Origin of the sequence: Halomonas sp. N3-2A (genome assembly GCF_002216165.1) — a bacterium.
Classification (GTDB): domain Bacteria; phylum Pseudomonadota; class Gammaproteobacteria; order Pseudomonadales; family Halomonadaceae; genus Vreelandella.
The window spans coordinates 3,628,173-3,645,180 of record NZ_CP022286.1; the positions used below are offsets into that span (position 1 = coordinate 3,628,173).

29 protein-coding genes are annotated in these 17,008 nt (G+C 54.3%); all 29 read right to left on the bottom strand.

All coding sequences use genetic code 11. The features are described from left to right. Window positions 1-21 precede the first annotated feature (21 nt). The 29 genes from CEK60_RS16905 to fusA all read right to left on the bottom strand — a co-directional run bounded on the left by CEK60_RS16905 (window position 22) and on the right by fusA (window position 16,885). Window positions 22-1,017 (bottom strand): DNA-directed RNA polymerase subunit alpha, encoded by a 996-nt coding sequence (locus CEK60_RS16905; protein WP_009723881.1) that lies wholly within the window; start codon window positions 1,015-1,017, stop codon window positions 22-24. A 125-nt stretch (window positions 1,018-1,142) separates the two neighbouring features. Continuing rightward, window positions 1,143-1,763: a 30S ribosomal protein S4 gene (rpsD, locus tag CEK60_RS16910; protein WP_009723882.1), complete on the bottom strand. Its 621-nt coding sequence runs from the start codon at window positions 1,761-1,763 to the stop codon at window positions 1,143-1,145. A 12-nt stretch (window positions 1,764-1,775) separates the two neighbouring features. Continuing rightward, window positions 1,776-2,162 (bottom strand): 30S ribosomal protein S11, encoded by a 387-nt coding sequence (gene rpsK / locus CEK60_RS16915; protein WP_009723883.1) that lies wholly within the window; start codon window positions 2,160-2,162, stop codon window positions 1,776-1,778. A gap of 52 nt (window positions 2,163-2,214) precedes the next feature. Next, on the bottom strand, window positions 2,215-2,571 hold the full coding sequence (gene rpsM / locus CEK60_RS16920) for a 30S ribosomal protein S13 (RefSeq protein WP_009723884.1): 357 nt from the start codon (window positions 2,569-2,571) through the stop codon (window positions 2,215-2,217). 123 nt (window positions 2,572-2,694) lie between these two features. Beyond that, window positions 2,695-2,808: a 50S ribosomal protein L36 gene (rpmJ, locus tag CEK60_RS16925; RefSeq protein WP_009099023.1), complete on the bottom strand. Its 114-nt coding sequence runs from the start codon at window positions 2,806-2,808 to the stop codon at window positions 2,695-2,697. Between the two features lie 28 nt (window positions 2,809-2,836). Continuing rightward, on the bottom strand, window positions 2,837-4,168 hold the full coding sequence (gene secY, locus CEK60_RS16930; protein ID WP_038480406.1) for a preprotein translocase subunit SecY: 1,332 nt from the start codon (window positions 4,166-4,168) through the stop codon (window positions 2,837-2,839). Continuing rightward, window positions 4,169-4,603, bottom strand: a complete 435-nt coding sequence (rplO, locus tag CEK60_RS16935) for a 50S ribosomal protein L15 (protein ID WP_038480402.1) — start codon at window positions 4,601-4,603, stop codon at window positions 4,169-4,171. A gap of 3 nt (window positions 4,604-4,606) precedes the next feature. Then, window positions 4,607-4,789: a 50S ribosomal protein L30 gene (rpmD, locus tag CEK60_RS16940; protein WP_009723888.1), complete on the bottom strand. Its 183-nt coding sequence runs from the start codon at window positions 4,787-4,789 to the stop codon at window positions 4,607-4,609. A gap of 6 nt (window positions 4,790-4,795) precedes the next feature. Next, entirely contained in the window at window positions 4,796-5,296 is a 501-nt protein-coding gene (gene rpsE / locus CEK60_RS16945) for a 30S ribosomal protein S5 (protein WP_009723889.1), read from the bottom strand. 11 nt (window positions 5,297-5,307) lie between these two features. Beyond that, window positions 5,308-5,658 carry a 50S ribosomal protein L18 gene (gene rplR / locus CEK60_RS16950; RefSeq protein ID WP_009723890.1) on the bottom strand — a complete coding sequence of 117 codons (351 nt, stop codon included), beginning with the start codon at window positions 5,656-5,658 and terminating at the stop codon, window positions 5,308-5,310. A 9-nt stretch (window positions 5,659-5,667) separates the two neighbouring features. Next, the gene (rplF, locus tag CEK60_RS16955) at window positions 5,668-6,198 is read right to left on the bottom strand and encodes a 50S ribosomal protein L6 (RefSeq protein ID WP_038480399.1); all 531 of its coding nucleotides are present in this window, start codon (window positions 6,196-6,198) and stop codon (window positions 5,668-5,670) included. A gap of 9 nt (window positions 6,199-6,207) precedes the next feature. Next, the gene (rpsH, locus tag CEK60_RS16960) at window positions 6,208-6,600 is read right to left on the bottom strand and encodes a 30S ribosomal protein S8 (RefSeq protein ID WP_009723892.1); all 393 of its coding nucleotides are present in this window, start codon (window positions 6,598-6,600) and stop codon (window positions 6,208-6,210) included. Window positions 6,601-6,632: 32 nt separating this feature from the next. Next, window positions 6,633-6,938, bottom strand: coding sequence for a 30S ribosomal protein S14 (rpsN, locus tag CEK60_RS16965; RefSeq protein WP_009723893.1), 306 nt, complete (start codon window positions 6,936-6,938; stop codon window positions 6,633-6,635). Window positions 6,939-6,948: 10 nt separating this feature from the next. Continuing rightward, a complete protein-coding gene (rplE, locus tag CEK60_RS16970) occupies window positions 6,949-7,488 on the bottom strand; it encodes a 50S ribosomal protein L5 (RefSeq protein ID WP_009723894.1) in 540 nt (179 codons plus the stop codon). An 18-nt stretch (window positions 7,489-7,506) separates the two neighbouring features. Beyond that, a complete protein-coding gene (gene rplX / locus CEK60_RS16975; protein ID WP_009723895.1) occupies window positions 7,507-7,821 on the bottom strand; it encodes a 50S ribosomal protein L24 in 315 nt (104 codons plus the stop codon). Window positions 7,822-7,835: 14 nt separating this feature from the next. Beyond that, the gene (gene rplN, locus CEK60_RS16980) at window positions 7,836-8,207 is read right to left on the bottom strand and encodes a 50S ribosomal protein L14 (RefSeq protein ID WP_009723896.1); all 372 of its coding nucleotides are present in this window, start codon (window positions 8,205-8,207) and stop codon (window positions 7,836-7,838) included. Between the two features lie 50 nt (window positions 8,208-8,257). Further along, a complete protein-coding gene (rpsQ, locus tag CEK60_RS16985) occupies window positions 8,258-8,518 on the bottom strand; it encodes a 30S ribosomal protein S17 (RefSeq protein ID WP_009723897.1) in 261 nt (86 codons plus the stop codon). 1 nt (window position 8,519) lies between these two features. Beyond that, window positions 8,520-8,711 carry a 50S ribosomal protein L29 gene (gene rpmC / locus CEK60_RS16990; protein WP_009723898.1) on the bottom strand — a complete coding sequence of 64 codons (192 nt, stop codon included), beginning with the start codon at window positions 8,709-8,711 and terminating at the stop codon, window positions 8,520-8,522. Next, entirely contained in the window at window positions 8,711-9,124 is a 414-nt protein-coding gene (gene rplP / locus CEK60_RS16995; protein WP_007112000.1) for a 50S ribosomal protein L16, read from the bottom strand. Before rplP ends, rpmC begins: the two co-directional genes overlap by 1 nt. Window positions 9,125-9,139: 15 nt before the next feature. Next, entirely contained in the window at window positions 9,140-9,844 is a 705-nt protein-coding gene (gene rpsC / locus CEK60_RS17000; protein WP_038480389.1) for a 30S ribosomal protein S3, read from the bottom strand. Between the two features lie 11 nt (window positions 9,845-9,855). Continuing rightward, window positions 9,856-10,188 (bottom strand): 50S ribosomal protein L22, encoded by a 333-nt coding sequence (gene rplV, locus CEK60_RS17005; protein ID WP_038480386.1) that lies wholly within the window; start codon window positions 10,186-10,188, stop codon window positions 9,856-9,858. Between the two features lie 18 nt (window positions 10,189-10,206). Beyond that, a complete protein-coding gene (gene rpsS, locus CEK60_RS17010; protein WP_009098993.1) occupies window positions 10,207-10,482 on the bottom strand; it encodes a 30S ribosomal protein S19 in 276 nt (91 codons plus the stop codon). 33 nt (window positions 10,483-10,515) lie between these two features. Next, window positions 10,516-11,346 carry a 50S ribosomal protein L2 gene (gene rplB / locus CEK60_RS17015; protein ID WP_009723901.1) on the bottom strand — a complete coding sequence of 277 codons (831 nt, stop codon included), beginning with the start codon at window positions 11,344-11,346 and terminating at the stop codon, window positions 10,516-10,518. A gap of 17 nt (window positions 11,347-11,363) precedes the next feature. After that, on the bottom strand, window positions 11,364-11,660 hold the full coding sequence (gene rplW / locus CEK60_RS17020) for a 50S ribosomal protein L23 (protein WP_009723902.1): 297 nt from the start codon (window positions 11,658-11,660) through the stop codon (window positions 11,364-11,366). Further along, the gene (gene rplD / locus CEK60_RS17025) at window positions 11,657-12,262 is read right to left on the bottom strand and encodes a 50S ribosomal protein L4 (RefSeq protein WP_038480381.1); all 606 of its coding nucleotides are present in this window, start codon (window positions 12,260-12,262) and stop codon (window positions 11,657-11,659) included. The genes rplW and rplD overlap by 4 nt, the downstream gene beginning before the upstream one ends. A 15-nt stretch (window positions 12,263-12,277) precedes the next feature. Next, window positions 12,278-12,916: a 50S ribosomal protein L3 gene (gene rplC, locus CEK60_RS17030; protein WP_009723904.1), complete on the bottom strand. Its 639-nt coding sequence runs from the start codon at window positions 12,914-12,916 to the stop codon at window positions 12,278-12,280. Between the two features lie 150 nt (window positions 12,917-13,066). Then, window positions 13,067-13,378 carry a 30S ribosomal protein S10 gene (gene rpsJ / locus CEK60_RS17035; RefSeq protein WP_009098983.1) on the bottom strand — a complete coding sequence of 104 codons (312 nt, stop codon included), beginning with the start codon at window positions 13,376-13,378 and terminating at the stop codon, window positions 13,067-13,069. A gap of 160 nt (window positions 13,379-13,538) precedes the next feature. Then, the gene (tuf, locus tag CEK60_RS17040) at window positions 13,539-14,732 is read right to left on the bottom strand and encodes an elongation factor Tu (RefSeq protein ID WP_089040010.1); all 1,194 of its coding nucleotides are present in this window, start codon (window positions 14,730-14,732) and stop codon (window positions 13,539-13,541) included. Between the two features lie 29 nt (window positions 14,733-14,761). After that, window positions 14,762-16,885 (bottom strand): elongation factor G, encoded by a 2,124-nt coding sequence (gene fusA, locus CEK60_RS17045; protein WP_089040011.1) that lies wholly within the window; start codon window positions 16,883-16,885, stop codon window positions 14,762-14,764. Window positions 16,886-17,008: the final 123 nt, after the last annotated feature.

A 17,008-nucleotide genomic window follows, 5' to 3' on the forward strand; every position in this document is an offset into this window, starting at 1 on the left:
AACTGGGACTCGAGTCGACACTCACGCGGAGGCCTTGTCGTCCTTCAGGCTAGCGGGTGGCCAATTTTCCAACCGCATGCCGAGGGACAAGCCGCGCGCTGCCAATACGTCTTTGATTTCATTCAAAGACTTTTTACCAAGATTCGGTGTCTTCAGCAGCTCAACTTCAGTGCGCTGGATAAGATCACCAATGTAGTAAATATTCTCGGCTTTTAGGCAGTTAGCGCTGCGAACTGTCAACTCAAGATCGTCTACGGGGCGCAATAGGATAGGATCAACAAGATCCTCTTCCTCTTCGACTTCCTGCTCTTTATCAGCTTCCAGGTCGACGAAGGCGGCCAGCTGCTCTTGCAGAATGGTCGCACTGCGACGGATAGCCTCTTCCGGATCCAGTGTACCGTCGGTTTCCAGATCGATAATTAACTTATCGAGGTCGGTGCGCTGCTCAACACGAGCGGCTTCAACCGAATAGGAAACACGGCGAACAGGGCTGAAGGTGGCATCCAGCTGCAGGCGGCCAATTGCACGTGTCTCTTCATCAGAGCCACGAGCGTCAGCCGGTTCGTAACCACGACCCAGCGCTACCTTAAGCTGAATTTTCAGCTCGGCACCTTCATTGACATGAGCAATGACGTGATCCGGGTTGACGATTTCGACGCTATGATCAAGCGCAATGTCGCCAGCGGTGACGACAGCTGGGCCCTGCTTGTTCAGCGAGAGCACCGCCTCATCGCGGCTGTGCATCTTGATCGCAACATCTTTCAAGTTCAGGAGGATTTCGATGACATCTTCCTGCACCCCTTCGAGCGCACTGTATTCGTGCTCTACACCGGCAATTTCAGCCTCTACCACGGCAGCGCCGGGCATGGACGAAAGCAGAATGCGACGAAGTGCATTCCCCAGGGTGTGACCAAAGCCGCGCTCGAACGGTTCGAGAACGATTTTGGCATGATGTGCGCTGATTTCTTCGACCTTGATGTCACGAGGACGAAGAAACTCTGTCACTGAACGCTGCATATGAACACCTTTCAGGCTGCCAAACGGATACTGAGTACTCTAGAGCACACTACTCAAGAGCATCTGGGCGGTTAGCTTGGCTACCCCGCCCAGGTCTCAAGAAGCAGAAATGTAAATCAAACTGCTTACTTGGAGTACAGCTCGACGATCAGGTTTTCGTTGATGTCGGCAGTCAGGTCACCGCGTTCAGGCAGAGCCTTGAAAGTGCCTTCCATCTTCTTGGCGTCGATTTCGATCCAAGCGATATCGCCACGGTTGGCCGCAATGGTCAACGAGTGTTGAATACGTGCTTGGTTCTTCGCCTTTTCGCGAACAGAAACAACGTCACCGGGCTTCACTTGGTAGGAAGCAACGTTAACGGTGCGGCCGTTCACGGAAATCGCCTTGTGGCTGACCAGCTGACGCGCTTCAGAGCGAGTCGAGCCAAAGCCCATGCGGTAGACGACGTTATCCAGTCGGGATTCAAGCAACTGCAACAATACTTCACCAGTCGCACCTTTCAGGCGAGCGGCTTCTTTGTAGTAGTTGCGGAACTGCTTTTCGAGTACGCCATACATACGGCGTACTTTCTGCTTCTCACGAAGCTGCAAGCCGTAGTCGGAAAGACGCTGACGACGCTGGCCGTGTACACCCGGGATCTGCTCGGATTTACACTTTTTCTCGAAGGGAGTAACACCGCTCTTTAAAAAGAGGTCGGTGCCTTCACGACGAGACAGTTTGCACTTCGGTCCAATATAACGAGCCATGAATCTGTCTCCTTAAACGCGGCGTTTCTTAGGCGGACGGCAGCCATTATGAGGAATGGGCGTCGCGTCAGTGATGCTTTGCACGCGGAAGCCGGCGGCATTGAGAGCGCGCACGGCGGATTCACGGCCTGGACCGGGGCCCTTGACCAGCACGTCTACGTTTTTCACACCATACTCGGCTGCAGCAGTTGCTGCACGCTCACTTGCCACTTGAGCAGCGAACGGGGTGCTCTTGCGAGAACCACGAAAACCCGAACCACCGGCTGTCGCCCAAGAAAGAGCGTTGCCCTGGCGGTCTGTGATCGTCACGATCGTGTTGTTAAAAGAGGCGTGGATATGCGCTACGGCGTCCACTACCTGCTTTTTAACCTTTTTACGGTTACTACGCGGGTTAGCCATGTTGATGTCTATTCCTGTCTTAACGTCAGCTCTCTATTAAAGAGCCTGCGTGTTATTTGCGGATCGGCTTACGCGGGCCCTTACGGGTACGCGCGTTAGTCTTAGTCCGCTGACCACGCAGCGGAAGACTACGACGATGACGCAGACCACGGTAGCAGCCTAAGTCCATGAGACGCTTAATGTTAAGCGTAACATCACGACGAAGGTCGCCTTCTACGGTGTACTTACCAACTTCAGAACGCAGGGTATCCAGCTCATCGCTAGATAGATCCTGGATCTTGGTAGTAGGCGCGATACCGGCAGCAGCACAAACGTGCTGAGCGCGGGTACGGCCAATCCCGAAGATATAGGTCAGCGAGATCGCCGCATGCTTGTTGTCCGGGATATTGACGCCTGCAATACGGGCCATCAGCTTACTCCGAAATTTGAGCGGCTTGCTCGTTTGTTCATCTACAAAAGGCGCAACAGCATACCCCTTTATAAGCCTTATGGCAAGGGGTATGCCGGCACCCGCTTAAAAACAACCCAGGTATTAACCCTGGCGCTGTTTGTGCCGCGGTTCGATACAAATGACGCGGACAGCGCCATTGCGTCGAATGATCTTACAATTACGGCACATCTTCTTTACGGAAGCTCGAACTTTCATCGTTCTCTCCAAATCGCAACGGCGCGCCTCAGCGCATAATGCCGCCGCTACCGTAGCCTTTCAGGTTGGACTTCTTCATCACCGAGTCATATTGATGCGACATGAGATGCGACTGCACCTGGGCCATGAAGTCCATGATGACCACAACCACGATCAGAAGCGAAGTTCCGCCGAAGAAAAACGGCACGTTCCACGCAACGATCAAGAACTGGGGCATCAAGGAAACCGCAGTGATATACAAGGCACCGAATAAAGTAAGACGAGTCATTACCTTATCGATATAGCGAGCGGTCTGCTCGCCGGGGCGAATGCCCGGCAGGAAGGCGCCTGACTTTTTAAGATTGTCAGCCACATCCTTGGGGTTGAAGACCAGCGCTGTGTAAAAGAAGCAGAAGAATACCACTGCCGCCGCGAAAAGCAAGATGTAAAGCGGTTGGCCGGGGCCTAACGCTTGTGATGCACGCTGCAACCACTCCATTCCTTCGCCAGCACCCACCCACTGACCAATAGAGGCCGGGAAGAGTAAAATACTGGAAGCGAAGATTGCTGGAATAACACCAGCCATATTCACTTTCAAAGGCAGGTAGCTGCTTTGGCCTGCATACATCTTATTGCCGACCTGACGCCTGGGGTAGTTCACTTTCAAGCGGCGTTGACCGCGCTCAATGAACACCACAAACGCAACGGTAGCAATACCTAGCACTGACAGCGCTAACAGCGGAAGAACATTCCAGGCACCTTCATTACGAGCAAGCTCGAACGCTTGCCCAACGGCACTGGGCAGCCCAGCGACAATCCCCGCGAAGATCAGCAGCGAAATACCGTTGCCGATGCCCTTCTCGGTGATCTGCTCACCTAGCCACATCATAAACACCGCACCTGATACAAATGTAATCACGGCGGTGAAAAAGAAGCTGAAGTCAGCGCTGTATGCGATGCCTTGGCTAGCCAGACCGACGGACATACCGGTAGCCTGGACGAAAGCCAGTATCACCGTGCCGTAGCGCGTGTACTGGCTAATCTTGCGGCGGCCAGCCTCACCCTCTTTCTTGAGCTGCTCAAGATGAGGGGAGACCGCAGTCATGAGCTGCATGATAATCGACGCCGAAATGTAGGGCATTATGCCCAGGGCGAGGACGCTCATGCGCTCCAGGGCGCCACCCGAGAACATGTTAAACATGCCTAGGATGGTGCCCTGTTGCTCCCTAAACAAGGCAGCAAGCTGGTCAGGATTGATACCGGGAACGGGAATGTGGGCACCAATACGGTACACCACGATGGCGAGGAGCACGAAGCGCAAACGCGCCCACAGTTCACTCAGACCGCTGCCCATCGCCGGCATATTTCCTGACTTGGCCATTTAGTCCTCTACCTTGCCGCCGGCGGCTTCGATCGCTTCACGGGCACCTTTGGTGACCTTGATACCACGAACGGTAACCGCCTTTTTCAGTTCGCCAGAAAGGATGATCTTCGCATGAAGCGTCGCATCCTTTAGCACGTTGGCTTGCTTCAGAGTTTCCATAGTGACTTCGTCACCGGCAACCTTAGCAAGTTCAGCCAGACGTACTTCTTCAGATACCAATGACTTAGCAGACGTAAAGCCGAACTTCGGCAAACGACGCTGCAATGGCATCTGACCGCCTTCGAAACCAGGCTTGACGCTGCCGCCACTGCGAGATTTCTGACCTTTGTGGCCACGGCCGCCGGTCTTACCAAGACCGGAGCCGATACCACGACCAACGCGCTTTTCAGCGTGTTTGGAGCCCGGTGCCGGGCTCAGGGTATTGAGTTTCATGGATTACTCTCCCTCAACGCGCACAAGGTAGTTAACCTTGTGGATCATGCCGCGTACGGCAGGGGTGTCTTCCAGCTCAACCGTATGACCGATGCGACGCAGACCCAGGCCCTTCATAGTAGCCTTGTGCTTGGGCAAAACGCCGATGGTGCTGCGGATCTGGGTAACCTTGATCGTTGCTGCCATGGTGCCTTACCCCGTGATCGCTTCGACAGACAGACCGCGCTTAGCGGCAATGTCTTCCGGTGCTTGCATGGAGGAGAGACCTTTAACAGTCGCTCGCACCACGTTAACCGGGTTGGTGGAACCGTAGCACTTGGCCAGTACATCATGGACACCAGCGAGCTCTAGTACAGAGCGCATGGCACCGCCAGCGATGATACCGGTACCTTCAGAAGCCGGCTGCATGTACACCTTAGAAGCACCGTGACGGGCTTTTATCGGGTACTGAAGCGTATGGCCTGCAAGGTTAACCTTGACCATGTTGCGACGAGCTTGATCCATCGCTTTCTGGATCGCAACAGGCACTTCACGCGCCTTGCCACGACCAAAACCGACACGACCTTTACCATCACCAACGACGGTCAGCGCGGTGAAGCCGAAAATACGACCACCTTTGACCACCTTGGCGACGCGGTTGACCTGCACTAACTTCTCTTGCAGATCACCGCTTTGCTGTTCGTTCTTCGCCATCGTAAAACCCTTTAGAATTCCAGGCCGCCTTCACGAGCGGCGTCGGCCAGAGCCTTAACGCGACCGTGATACTTAAAGCCAGCACGATCGAAGGCCACCTGGGTGATGCCTGCTTCTTTAGCGCGTTCAGCAATCAGAGCGCCAACCTTAGAGGCGGCTTCTGCGTTGCCAGTCGCACCCTCGCGCAGTGCTTTGTCCAGCGTAGAAGCACTGGCTAGCACTTTGCCACCATCCGGCGAGATAATCTGCGCATAGATGTGACGCGGGGTACGGTTGACGCACAGGCGATACACGCCCAGCTCGCGGATCTTTGCGCGAGCGCGGCGGGCACGACGGAGACGAGATTCTTTCTTCGCGTTCATAACCCTGCCTTACTTCTTCTTGGCTTCTTTGCGACGCACCTGCTCGTCGGCGTACCGAACACCCTTGCCTTTATACGGCTCAGGGGGACGGAAGGCGCGGATTTCCGCGGCGCACTGGCCGAGCATCTGCTTGTCCGCGCTTTTCAGCACGATCACGGTGTTCTTCGGCGTTTCCGCTGAGACACCCTTAGGCAGTTCATAGTCGACCGGGTGCGAGAAGCCCAGTGAAAGATTGAGCGTCTGGCCCTTAGCTTGGGCACGATAACCGACGCCTACAATTTCGAGAGTTTTTGTGAAACCCTCGGATACGCCCGTTACCAGGTTCTGAACCAAGGCGCGGGTAGTACCGGCCATTGCCCAGCTCTTGGCAGACTCACTCGGGGCGAAGGTCAGCTGGCCATCTTCTTGACCAATCACCACGTCCTGGTGAATGGGCATAGATAGCGTGCCCTGGCCGCCTTTGGCGGTCAGCTGGCCAGCGTCGATTTTAATCTCGACACCAGCAGGCACTTTAACCGGATATTTCGCTATGCGGGACATTCCAGCCTCCTAGAATACGGTGCAGATGACTTCGCCACCGACGCCTGCTTGGCGCGCGGCACGATCGGTCATGACACCATTAGAGGTGGTGACAATCGCGATACCCAGACCATCGGCGACCTTAGGCAGGTTGTCTTTGCCCTTGTACTGGCGCAGAGACGGCTTGGAAACCCGTTGAATGTGCTCAATAACCGGCTTACCCTCAAAATATTTGAGAGTAACGGTCAGCTCGGGTTTAACGCCTTCAGCCACCGTAAAGTCGGTAATGTAGCCTTCTTCCTTTAACACGCGGGCCACTTCCACTTTCAGCTTGGAGGACGGCATGGTAGCCGTCTCCTTGGTGGCCATCTGCGCATTGCGGATACGGGTAAACATATCCGCTAGAGTGTCTTGCATGCTCATTTAATGTGCGCTCCTGATGATTCGACGTGACGTTACCAGCTGGACTTTTTCAGGCCAGGGACGTCGCCACGCATGGCGGCTTCACGCAGCTTGTTACGGCCAAGGCCGAACTTGTTGTAAAAACCGTGCGGACGGCCAGTCACGCGGCAGCGGTTACGCTGACGCACCGGGCTTGAGTCGCGCGGCAGTTGCTGCAGCTTCAGCGTCGCCTCGAAACGTTCTTCTTCAGAAGCGTTCACGTCCGAGATGATTTTCTTGAGCTCTGCGCGCTTAGCCGCATACTTCTCGACTAGCTGAGTACGCTTGAGCTCGCGCTCTATCATACTTTTCTTAGCCATGATCCAACCCTTATTTCTTAAACGGGAAGTTCAGTGCCGCTAGTAGCGCACGACCTTCCTCGTCGGTGTTGGCGGTAGTAGTGATAGTGACGTCCAGCCCCCGGATGCGATCGATCTTATCATACTCGATCTCTGGGAAGATGATCTGCTCACGCACACCCATTGAGTAATTGCCGCGACCGTCAAAAGACTTCGGATTGAGACCACGGAAGTCACGCACGCGGGGAATCGCAATGTTCACCAAACGGTCCAGGAAGTCCCACATACGCGCTGAGCGCAGTGTTACTTTGACACCGATCGGCCAACCTTCGCGCACCTTGAAGCCCGCGATGGACTTGCGTGCCTTGGTCACCAACGGTTTTTGACCGGAGAGTTTCTCCAGGTCGCCGATGGCATTGTCGATCAACTTTTTATCGCTGACCGCTTCGCCGATACCCATGTTCAGAGTCACTTTCGTGATCCGGGGTACCTGCATTACGTTGGCGTAGCTGAACTGCTCTTTGAGCTGAGCCACGACCTCGTTTTGATAACGTTCTTTCAAGTTCGCCATTTTGCTACCCGACTCGCGTTAGGCGTCGATCTGCGTCTGCGTCGACTTGTAGATACGTACCTTGGTACCGTCTTCCTTAACTTGGAAGCCGACGCGATCCGCCTTACCGGTCTCCGAATTGAAGATGGCTACGTTGGACGCGTGAATCGGAGCCTCACGCTCGACGATACCGCCCTGATTTCCCGCCATGGGATTAGGCTTGGTGTGACGTTTAATCATATTCACACCGGACACCACGAAGCGGTTTTCTAGTACCCGCTTAACAGTGCCACGTTTGCCTTTATCCTTCCCGGCGATGACGATGACTTCATCGTCACGTTTGATCTTTTGCATATCCGCCTCGCTCCTTACAGCACTTCAGGCGCTAGGGAAATGATCTTCATGAACTTCTCATTACGAAGTTCACGAGTTACCGGCCCGAAGATACGCGTGCCGATCGGCTGTTCGTTGGTATTATTCAACAAAACCGCCGCATTTCCATCGAAACGGATCAGCGAACCGTCACTACGACGGACGCCACTACGGGTGCGAACGACTACCGCTTTCAGCACTTGGCCTTTTTTGACCTTACCGCGCGGAATCGCTTCCTTCACCGTTACCTTAATGACGTCACCAACGCGAGCGTAGCGACGGTGTGAACCGCCTAACACCTTGATGCATTGCACCCGGCGCGCTCCGCTGTTGTCGGCGACATCCAGCATTGTCTGAGTCTGAATCATCGGTTTTCTCCAAACCTAATCTGACTGCACTGATCGGCAGACTTTAGGTATTAACCCTTAGCCTGCTCAACCACCTCGACCAGCGTCCAAGCTTTCTTCTTGGAAAGCGGACGGCACTCCTGAATGGAAACCGTATCGCCTGCCTTAGCCTGGTTCGCCTCATCATGGGCGTGCAGCTTGGTGGAGCGCTTGACGTATTTTCCGTAGATCGGGTGACGCTCACGACGCTCGATCATAACGACGATGGATTTATCCATCTTATCGCTCACCACCTTGCCGGTGAGCGTACGTGTTTTTTTCTCTTCGGCCATCTTATTCACCTGCCTTCTCGTTGAGCATAGTCTTCACACGGGCGATATCCCGGCGGACCTGCTTGAGCAGATGAGTCTGGCTCAGTTGGCCAGTGGCCTTCTGCATGCGCAGGTTAAACTGCTCGCGGAGTAGCTCGAGGAGTTGCTCTTGCAGCTCTCCTACGGACTTTTCACGAATTTCCTGGGCTTTCATCACATCACCGTCCGTTTAGCAAAGGTGGTGGACAAGGGCATCTTCTGTGCGGCTAATTCAAATGCTTCACGGGCCAGCTCTTCGGATACACCTTCAATTTCGTACAGGACCCGACCCGGTTGGATCTGGGCTACCCAGTACTCAACGGAACCTTTACCTTTACCCATACGAACTTCGAGCGGCTTCTTAGAGATCGGCTTATCAGGGAAGACGCGGATCCAAATTTTACCGCCACGTTTAACGTGACGTGTGATCGCACGACGGCCTGCTTCGATCTGGCGCGCAGTGATGCGGCCACGACCCGTTGCTTTGAGACCGTACTCCCCGAAGCTGATTTTGCTTCCGCGATGCGCCAGGCCACGGTTGCGGCCTTTCATCATCTTACGGAATTTCATACGCTTGGGCTGTAACATCGACTCGCTCTCCCCTTACCTGGAACCTTTCTTCTTGGGCGCGTTGCCGGCAGGCTGCTGTTGCTTAGCCTTGGCACGTACTTCCTCAATACCACCGAGGATTTCACCCTTGAAGATCCACACTTTGACGCCGATGACGCCGTAGGTGGTGTGAGCTTCGTAAGTGGCGTAGTCGATATCCGCACGCAACGTGTGCAACGGAACGCGACCTTCGCGGTACCATTCGGTACGTGCGATTTCGGCACCACCCAGACGACCTGACAGCTGAATCTTAATGCCGCCAGCGCCAAGACGCATTGCGTTCTGTACCGCGCGCTTCATAGCACGACGGAACATTACGCGACGCTCAAGCTGACCCGCTACGTTAGCAGCGACTAGCTTGGCATCCAGCTCCGGCTTGCGAACTTCTTCGATGTTCACATGAACCGGAACACCCATCATCTCGGTTAGATCGCGACGTAAACGGTCGACATCTTCACCTTTTTTGCCAATCACGATACCCGGACGGGCAGTGTGAATGGTGATGCGGGCATTGTTAGCCGGACGCTCGATGTGAATGCGGCTTACGGAAGCGTTCTTTAAACGCTGATCCAGGAAGCTGCGCACTTCGAGATCATTATTGAGCTTATCGGCATAAGCGCCGCGCTCGGCATACCAGACAGAAGCATGGTCTTTGACGATGCCCAGTCGAATGCCTGTTGGATTGACTTTCTGACCCATCTGGTCGACTCCTACTTCTCGGCTACCTTGACGGTGATGTGGCAGGTGCGCTTCAAGATACGATCCGCACGGCCTTTGGCGCGCGGCTTGATACGCTTGAGCGTCACGCCCTCATCGACACAGATGGTCGAGACACGCAGCTCGTCGATGTCCATGCCGTTATTTTCTTCCGCATTCGCGATGGCGGACTGAAGCACTTTCTTGACCAGTTTGGCAGCCTTCTTCGGTGAGAAGGTCAGCAGGTCAATAGCTTCGGCGACCGGTTTACCGCGCACCTGGTCAGCCACCAAACGGGCCTTCTGTGCGGATAAAGCAGCGCCACTCAGCTTAGCTGTGACTTCCATCTCTTAATCCTCTCTGGCTTACCGTTTGGCTTTCTTGTCCGCAGCATGCCCGCGATATGTGCGAGTAGCAGCGAATTCGCCAAGTTTATGACCCACCATTTCCTCGGAGACGTGCACCGGGACATGCTGGCGTCCGTTATGGACCGCAATAGTCAGACCTACCATGTTGGGCAGGATCATCGAACGACGCGACCAAGTCTTGATTGGTTTGCGATCGTTCTTCTCCACTGCAGCCTCTACCTTCTTCAAAAGATGAAGGTCAATGAAGGGACCTTTCTTTAGTGAACGTGGCACAGCCGTTACCTCTTAAGTTCTTGGCAATTTCGATTAACGCGTCTTGTTACGACGACGGATAATCAGCTTGTCGGTGCGCTTGTTCTTACGCGTCTTGTGACCCTTAGTCGGCACACCCCATGGGGATACCGGGTGACGACCACCACTGGTGCGGCCTTCACCACCACCGTGCGGGTGATCCACCGGGTTCATCGCGACACCGCGAACAGTCGGACGCACGCCTCTCCAGCGCTTCGCACCGGCCTTGCCAAGTTGACGCAGGCTGTGCTCGGAGTTGCTCACTTCGCCCAGAGTTGCGCGGCACTCAGCCAACACTTTACGCATTTCGCCAGAGCGAAGACGCAAGGTGGCGTAGTTACCTTCACGAGCAACCAGCTGAGCGCTAGTACCGGCACTGCGAGCAATCTGCGCGCCTTTACCCGGCTTCAGTTCGATACCGTGAACGGTAGAACCAAGCGGAATATTGCGCAGCGGCAAAGCATTGCCTTTTTTGATGGGCGCGTTAACACCAGATTCCAGCACGTCACCCGCGCTGACACCTTTCGGTGCAATGATGTAACGACGCTCACCATCTGCATATTTCAGTAGTGCAATATGCGCACTACGGTTCGGATCGTGCTCAAGACGCTCAACGGTGGCTGGAATGCCATCTTTGGTGCGTTTGAAGTCGATCAACCGGTAGTGTTGACGGTGACCACCGCCCACGTGGCGGGTGGTGATGCGACCGTAGTTGTTACGGCCACCGGACTTGGACTGTTTCTCCAAAAGCGGTGCATAAGCACGGCCTTTGTACAGTTCCTCACCAACGATCTTAACGACGTGGCGACGACCGGCGGATGTGGGTTTGGTCTTGACGATTGCCATTATCCGTACTCCTGCCCTTATTCGGCGCCAGAGAAGTCTTCGAGCGTTTCACCCGCAGCCAGGGTCACATACGCTTTGCGGTAACCCTTACGCAGGCCAACGCCGTGAGCAGTACGCTTAGTTTTCCCCTTCACGTTCAATACTTGAACGCTGCCGACCTTCTTGCCGAATAGTGCTTCAACGGCTTTCTTGATCTCGGGTTTGGTAGCATCAGATGCCACCTTGAAAACGTACTGGTTGCGCTCGGCTGCCATCGCGGCCTTTTCGGTCACGTGCGGTCCAAGCAGAACCTTAAATACGCGCTCCTGGTTCATGCCAGCTTCTCCTCGAATTTACGCAGGGCGGAGACGGTGACCAGAACCTTATCAAAGGCTACTAGGCTCACCGGATCAGCTGCAGCGACATCCACCACGTCAACGTGGGGAAGGTTGCGTGCGGCCAGATAGAGCTTCTCGTCAATTTCTTCGGTGACGATCAACACTTTCTCAAGGTTGAGCTCTTTCAGCTTGGCAGCTACCTGCTTGGTCTTCGGCGCTTCAACGCTAAACTCTTCAACAGCGACAAGACGCTCTTGACGTACGAGTTCAGACAGGATGGAACGCATCGCCGCACGGTACATTTTGCGGTTTACTTTCTGGCTATGGTCCTGAGGACGCGCCGCGAAAGTTACGCCGCCGCTGCGCCATAGCGGAGAGCGGATAGTACCGGCACGTGCACGACCGGTACCCTTCTGACGCCACGGCTTCTTACCACCACCACGTACGTCGGAACGGTTCTTTTGAGCGCGGGTACCTTGACGGCCACCAGCCAAATAGGCGGTTACCACCTGGTGAACCAGCGCTTCGTTGAATTCTTTGCCAAAAGTGGCATCGGCTACTTCAACGGTACCCGTGCCTGCAGCAAGATTCAGATTCATTGGTAATTATCCCCTTCAGCGAGCTTTCACGGCGCTGCGAACGATAACATCGCTACCGGTCGCGCCCGGAACAGCACCTTTGATCAGCAGCAGGTTACGCTCGGCGTCGACACGGACGATCTCAAGGCTCTGCACGGTGCAACGGGCATTACCCATTTGACCGGCCATTTTCTTGCCTTTAAATACGCGACCCGGAGTCTGACACATGCCGATAGAGCCCGGCGCGCGGTGCGACAGGGAGTTACCATGCGTGTTGTCTTGGGTACGGAAATTCCAGCGCTTAACAGCACCCTGGAAGCCTTTACCCTTAGAGGTGCCGGTCACGTCAATCATTTGACCAGCTTCGAAGAGGGATACGGTGAGTTCGCCACCCACTTCCGGAGATTCTTCGCCTTCTGCAAGACGGAATTCCATCAGTGAACGACCAGCCTCAACACCCGCCTTGGCAAACTGACCAGCTTGCGCTTTGGTGAGGTGCTTGGCTTTACGAGAACCTGTGGTGACCTGAACCGCTGCGTAACCGTCAGACTCAAGAGTCTTAACGCGCGTTACACGGTTAGGATCAACTTCAATAACGGTCACGGGCACGGAAGCGCCATCTTCGGTAAAGACACGGGTCATCCCGGCCTTTTTACCGACTAAACCGATAGTCATACTCAGTCTCCTATAGTGTACGGGGCTATCACCCGCTATGGCTGCCCTTTCCAGAGCATTCCACTAGCACATTGTGTGGCGCCTCACGGCGCGGCGGCTGCTGCTCATTCTAAAAATTAATGAGCGCTGGGCCGCAAGTGTCTAGTGTAATTAGTCGAGCTTGATTTGCACGTCTACGCCAGCGGCGAGATCGAGCTTCATCAGCGCATCAACAGTTTTCTCGGTTGGCTCAACAATATCGAGCACACGCTTGTGCGTACGAATCTCATACTGATCACGCGCATCTTTGTTGACGTGCGGTGAAATCAGAATGGTGTAACGCTCGCGGTTGGTCGGCAGCGGGATCGGACCACGAACCTGAGCACCAGTACGCTTAGCGGTTTCAACGATTTCCGCTGTGGACTGATCAATCAGGCGATGGTCGAACGCTTTCAACCGAATGCGAATCTTTTGGTTCTGCATTTGCCCTAAACTCCAATGGATGTCGACGGCGCGAGCCGTCTACCCACGCATTCAAAGGATGCGCATTATAGGCACGCCAAAAGCCCATGTCAAACATTTGCTATTGGTGCGCAGAAAAGGGGGCTCGCAAGAGCCCCCTTGATCAATCAATCAAGCAAGCTTACTTGACGATTTTTGCAACAACGCCAGCACCAACGGTACGACCACCTTCGCGAATTGCGAAGCGCAGACCTTCGTCCATAGCGATTGGAGCAATCAGGGTAACAACCATCTTAACGTTGTCGCCCGGCATTACCATTTCAACACCTTCCGGCAGTTCACAAGTACCCGTTACGTCAGTGGTACGGAAGTAGAACTGGGGACGGTAGCCTTTGAAGAAAGGCGTGTGACGACCACCTTCTTCTTTGGACAATACGTAAACTTCTGCTTCGAAGGTGGTGTGCGGGTTGATGGTGCCCGGCTTAGCCAGAACCTGGCCACGCTCGACGTCATCACGCTTAGTACCACGCAGCAGAGCGCCAACGTTCTCACCTGCACGACCTTCGTCGAGCAGCTTACGGAACATTTCAACACCGGTAACGATGGTTTTAGTGGTGTCGCGGATACCCACGATTTCCACTTCTTCGCCTGCTTTAACGATACCGCGCTCTACACGACCGGTAACGACAGTACCGCGGCCAGAGATAGAGAACACGTCTTCGATCGGCATCAGGAACGGCTGGTCGATAGCACGCTCCGGCTCAGGAATGTACTGATCCAGAGCTTTAATCAGATTCGCAACAGCAGTAGTACCCATGCCGTTCTCATCTTCACCGTTCAGAGCCATCAGCGCAGAACCAGTGATGATCGGCGTGTCGTCACCCGGGAAGTCGTACTCGTCGAGGAGTTCACGAACTTCCATCTCAACCAGCTCAAGCAGCTCTTCGTCATCGACCATGTCCGCTTTGTTCAGGAACACAACGATGAACGGAACGCCAACCTGACGAGACAGCAGGATGTGCTCACGCGTCTGCGGCATCGGGCCATCAGCAGCAGAACATACCAGGATTGCGCCATCCATCTGCGCAGCACCGGTGATCATGTTCTTGACGTAGTCAGCGTGTCCTGGGCAGTCAACGTGCGCATAGTGGCGCTCTTCAGACTGATACTCAACGTGAGACGTAGCGATGGTGATACCGCGCTCGCGCTCTTCAGGAGCGTTATCGATGGTATCAAACTCACGCCAGTCGCCGCCGAAAACCTCAGCAGACACACGGGTTAGGGCCGCTGTCAGGGTCGTTTTACCGTGGTCGACGTGACCGATGGTGCCGACGTTGACGTGCGGTTTGGAACGTTCAAATTTTTCCTTAGCCACTGCTATAACCTCTTTACGTTAGCTAACGGTTAACCGTTTTGATTGATGACGGCTTCAACGACGCTGGAGGGCGCCTCCTCGTACTTCGCGAACTCCATAGAGTAGCTCGCGCGGCCCTGGGTTTGTGAGCGCAAATCGGTTGCATAACCGAACATCTCACCCAGTGGCACCGTTGCACGAATGACTTTACCAGAAGAGGAGTCATCCATACCCTGCACCAGACCGCGACGACGGCTCAGGTCGCCCATGACGTCACCCATAAACTCTTCGGGGGTCACGATTTCGACCTTCATCACCGGCTCCAGCAGCACGGCCTTGGCCTTCCTGGCACCTTCTTTCACTGCCATAGAAGAAGCAATCTTGAACGCAGTCTCGTTAGAGTCCACGTCATGGAAGGAACCATCAAACAGCGTTACTTTAACGTCGATCATCGGGTAACCCGCGATGACACCGTTTTTGAGCTGTTCGTAGGCACCCTTCTCAACCGCAGGCACGTATTCCTTGGGAACCGCACCACCTACGATTTCAGAGTTGAACTTGAAGAACAGTTCGTCTTCGCCTTCACCCTTTTCTGCTGCAGTCAGCGGCTCAATGCGCAGCCAAACGTGACCATACTGACCACGACCACCCGACTGACGCACGAACTTGCCTTCTTGCTCAATGTTGCCGCGAATTGTTTCGCGATAAGCAACCTGAGGCTTACCGATATTGGCTTCAACCTTGAACTCGCGACGCATACGGTCAACAAGGATATCGAGGTGCAGCTCACCCATACCAGAAATAATGGTCTGGCCGGTTTCTTCGTCGGTTTTCACCTGGAAGGAAGGATCTTCCTGGGCAAGTTTACCCAGTGCAACACCCATCTTTTCCTGATCAGCCTTCGACTTCGGCTCAACGGCTACCGAGATAACCGGATCCGGGAACTCCATGCGCTCGAGAACAATTTTGTTATCGATATCGCACAGGGTGTCACCCGTGGTAACGTCTTTCAGACCGATACATGCCGCGATGTCGCCAGCAAGTACTTCCTTGATCTCTTCACGCGAATTGGCATGCATCTGAACGATACGACCAACACGCTCTTTCTTCTGCTTAACGGAGTTATAAACGCCGTCACCAGATTTCAGAACGCCCGAGTAGACGCGAATAAAGGTCAAAGTACCAACGAAGGGGTCGGTAGCGATCTTAAACGCTAACGCTGCAAACGGAGCACTATCATCAGCCTCACGAGTTGCCACGGTACCATCTTTGTCGTCCAACTCACCTTCGATCGCCTTAACTTCAGTCGGCGAAGGCATGTATTCGATAACGCCGTCAAGCACTGCCTGGACACCTTTGTTCTTAAATGCAGAACCACAGGTCACCAGAACAATGTCGTTGGCTAACGTACGCGCACGAAGACCAGCCTTGATCTCTTCAATCGACAGCTCACCGCCTTCCAAGTACTTATCCATCAGCTCTTCAGAGCCTTCGGCAGCGGCTTCAACCATTTGCTCGCGATACGTCTCGGCCGTTTCCTGCAGCTCAGCCGGAATATCAACAAGCTCATAATTCATACCCAGGCTTTCCTCATCCCACAGGATAGCCTTCATCTGAATCAGGTCGATAACGCCTTTAAAGTCTTCCTCTGTGCCCCAGTTAATCTGAATCGGCACAGTATTAGCACCTAAGCGCTCCTTCAACTGGTCAACAACCATGAAGAAATCAGCGCCAGTACGGTCCATCTTATTGACGAAGACCATACGCGGAACTTCGTACTTATCAGCCTGACGCCAGACCGTTTCGGTCTGCGGCTGAACACCGGAGGAGCCGCACAGTACAACAACAGCACCATCAAGAACACGCAAAGAACGCTCGACCTCGATAGTGAAGTCAACGTGCCCCGGGGTGTCGATGATATTAATGCGGTGCTCATCAAACTGGTGACTCATACCTTTCCAGAAGGTAGTAACAGCAGCCGAGGTGATAGTAATACCACGCTCCTGCTCCTGCTCCATCCAGTCGGTAGTCGAGGCACCTTCATGCGTTTCACCCAACTTGTGGTTCAAGCCGGTATAGAAAAGCACGCGCTCAGTCGTCGTGGTTTTACCCGCGTCAACGTGAGCGACGATACCGATATTGCGATAACGATTAAGTGGAGTCTTGCGTGCCACGGTGAAGCTCCCGTTAGTTGGCGATGCTCGTTAATTCAGCAGTGTTCATTTTGTGTATTCCACTGCCGCCATCAACAAGGATAGCGACAGCGTGTTGCAGCATGGCGAAAGAACTCTTTAGCG

Excerpts from the sequence above, each read along its gene's own strand:
- CEK60_RS16905 (WP_009723881.1), bottom strand. The coding sequence starts at position 1,017 with ATGCAGCGTTCAGTGACAGAGTTTCTTCGTCCTCGTGACATCAAGGTC.
- rpsD (WP_009723882.1), bottom strand. The coding sequence starts at position 1,763 with ATGGCTCGTTATATTGGACCGAAGTGCAAACTGTCTCGTCGTGAAGGC.
- rpsK (WP_009723883.1), bottom strand. The coding sequence starts at position 2,162 with ATGGCTAACCCGCGTAGTAACCGTAAAAAGGTTAAAAAGCAGGTAGTG.
- rpsM (WP_009723884.1), bottom strand. The coding sequence starts at position 2,571 with ATGGCCCGTATTGCAGGCGTCAATATCCCGGACAACAAGCATGCGGCG.
- rpmJ (WP_009099023.1), bottom strand. The coding sequence starts at position 2,808 with ATGAAAGTTCGAGCTTCCGTAAAGAAGATGTGCCGTAATTGTAAGATC.
- secY (WP_038480406.1), bottom strand. The coding sequence starts at position 4,168 with ATGGCCAAGTCAGGAAATATGCCGGCGATGGGCAGCGGTCTGAGTGAA.
- rplO (WP_038480402.1), bottom strand. The coding sequence starts at position 4,603 with ATGAAACTCAATACCCTGAGCCCGGCACCGGGCTCCAAACACGCTGAA.
- rpmD (WP_009723888.1), bottom strand. The coding sequence starts at position 4,789 with ATGGCAGCAACGATCAAGGTTACCCAGATCCGCAGCACCATCGGCGTT.
- rpsE (WP_009723889.1), bottom strand. The coding sequence starts at position 5,296 with ATGGCGAAGAACGAACAGCAAAGCGGTGATCTGCAAGAGAAGTTAGTG.
- rplR (WP_009723890.1), bottom strand. The coding sequence starts at position 5,658 with ATGAACGCGAAGAAAGAATCTCGTCTCCGTCGTGCCCGCCGCGCTCGC.
- rplF (WP_038480399.1), bottom strand. The coding sequence starts at position 6,198 with ATGTCCCGCATAGCGAAATATCCGGTTAAAGTGCCTGCTGGTGTCGAG.
- rpsH (WP_009723892.1), bottom strand. The coding sequence starts at position 6,600 with ATGAGCATGCAAGACACTCTAGCGGATATGTTTACCCGTATCCGCAAT.
- rpsN (WP_009723893.1), bottom strand. The coding sequence starts at position 6,938 with ATGGCTAAGAAAAGTATGATAGAGCGCGAGCTCAAGCGTACTCAGCTA.
- rplE (WP_009723894.1), bottom strand. The coding sequence starts at position 7,488 with ATGGCGAACTTGAAAGAACGTTATCAAAACGAGGTCGTGGCTCAGCTC.
- rplX (WP_009723895.1), bottom strand. The coding sequence starts at position 7,821 with ATGCAAAAGATCAAACGTGACGATGAAGTCATCGTCATCGCCGGGAAG.
- rplN (WP_009723896.1), bottom strand. The coding sequence starts at position 8,207 with ATGATTCAGACTCAGACAATGCTGGATGTCGCCGACAACAGCGGAGCG.
- rpsQ (WP_009723897.1), bottom strand. The coding sequence starts at position 8,518 with ATGGCCGAAGAGAAAAAAACACGTACGCTCACCGGCAAGGTGGTGAGC.
- rpmC (WP_009723898.1), bottom strand. The coding sequence starts at position 8,711 with ATGAAAGCCCAGGAAATTCGTGAAAAGTCCGTAGGAGAGCTGCAAGAG.
- rplP (WP_007112000.1), bottom strand. The coding sequence starts at position 9,124 with ATGTTACAGCCCAAGCGTATGAAATTCCGTAAGATGATGAAAGGCCGC.
- rpsC (WP_038480389.1), bottom strand. The coding sequence starts at position 9,844 with ATGGGTCAGAAAGTCAATCCAACAGGCATTCGACTGGGCATCGTCAAA.
- rplV (WP_038480386.1), bottom strand. The coding sequence starts at position 10,188 with ATGGAAGTCACAGCTAAGCTGAGTGGCGCTGCTTTATCCGCACAGAAG.
- rplB (WP_009723901.1), bottom strand. The coding sequence starts at position 11,346 with ATGGCAATCGTCAAGACCAAACCCACATCCGCCGGTCGTCGCCACGTC.
- rplW (WP_009723902.1), bottom strand. The coding sequence starts at position 11,660 with ATGAACCAGGAGCGCGTATTTAAGGTTCTGCTTGGACCGCACGTGACC.
- rplD (WP_038480381.1), bottom strand. The coding sequence starts at position 12,262 with ATGAATCTGAATCTTGCTGCAGGCACGGGTACCGTTGAAGTAGCCGAT.
- rplC (WP_009723904.1), bottom strand. The coding sequence starts at position 12,916 with ATGACTATCGGTTTAGTCGGTAAAAAGGCCGGGATGACCCGTGTCTTT.
- rpsJ (WP_009098983.1), bottom strand. The coding sequence starts at position 13,378 with ATGCAGAACCAAAAGATTCGCATTCGGTTGAAAGCGTTCGACCATCGC.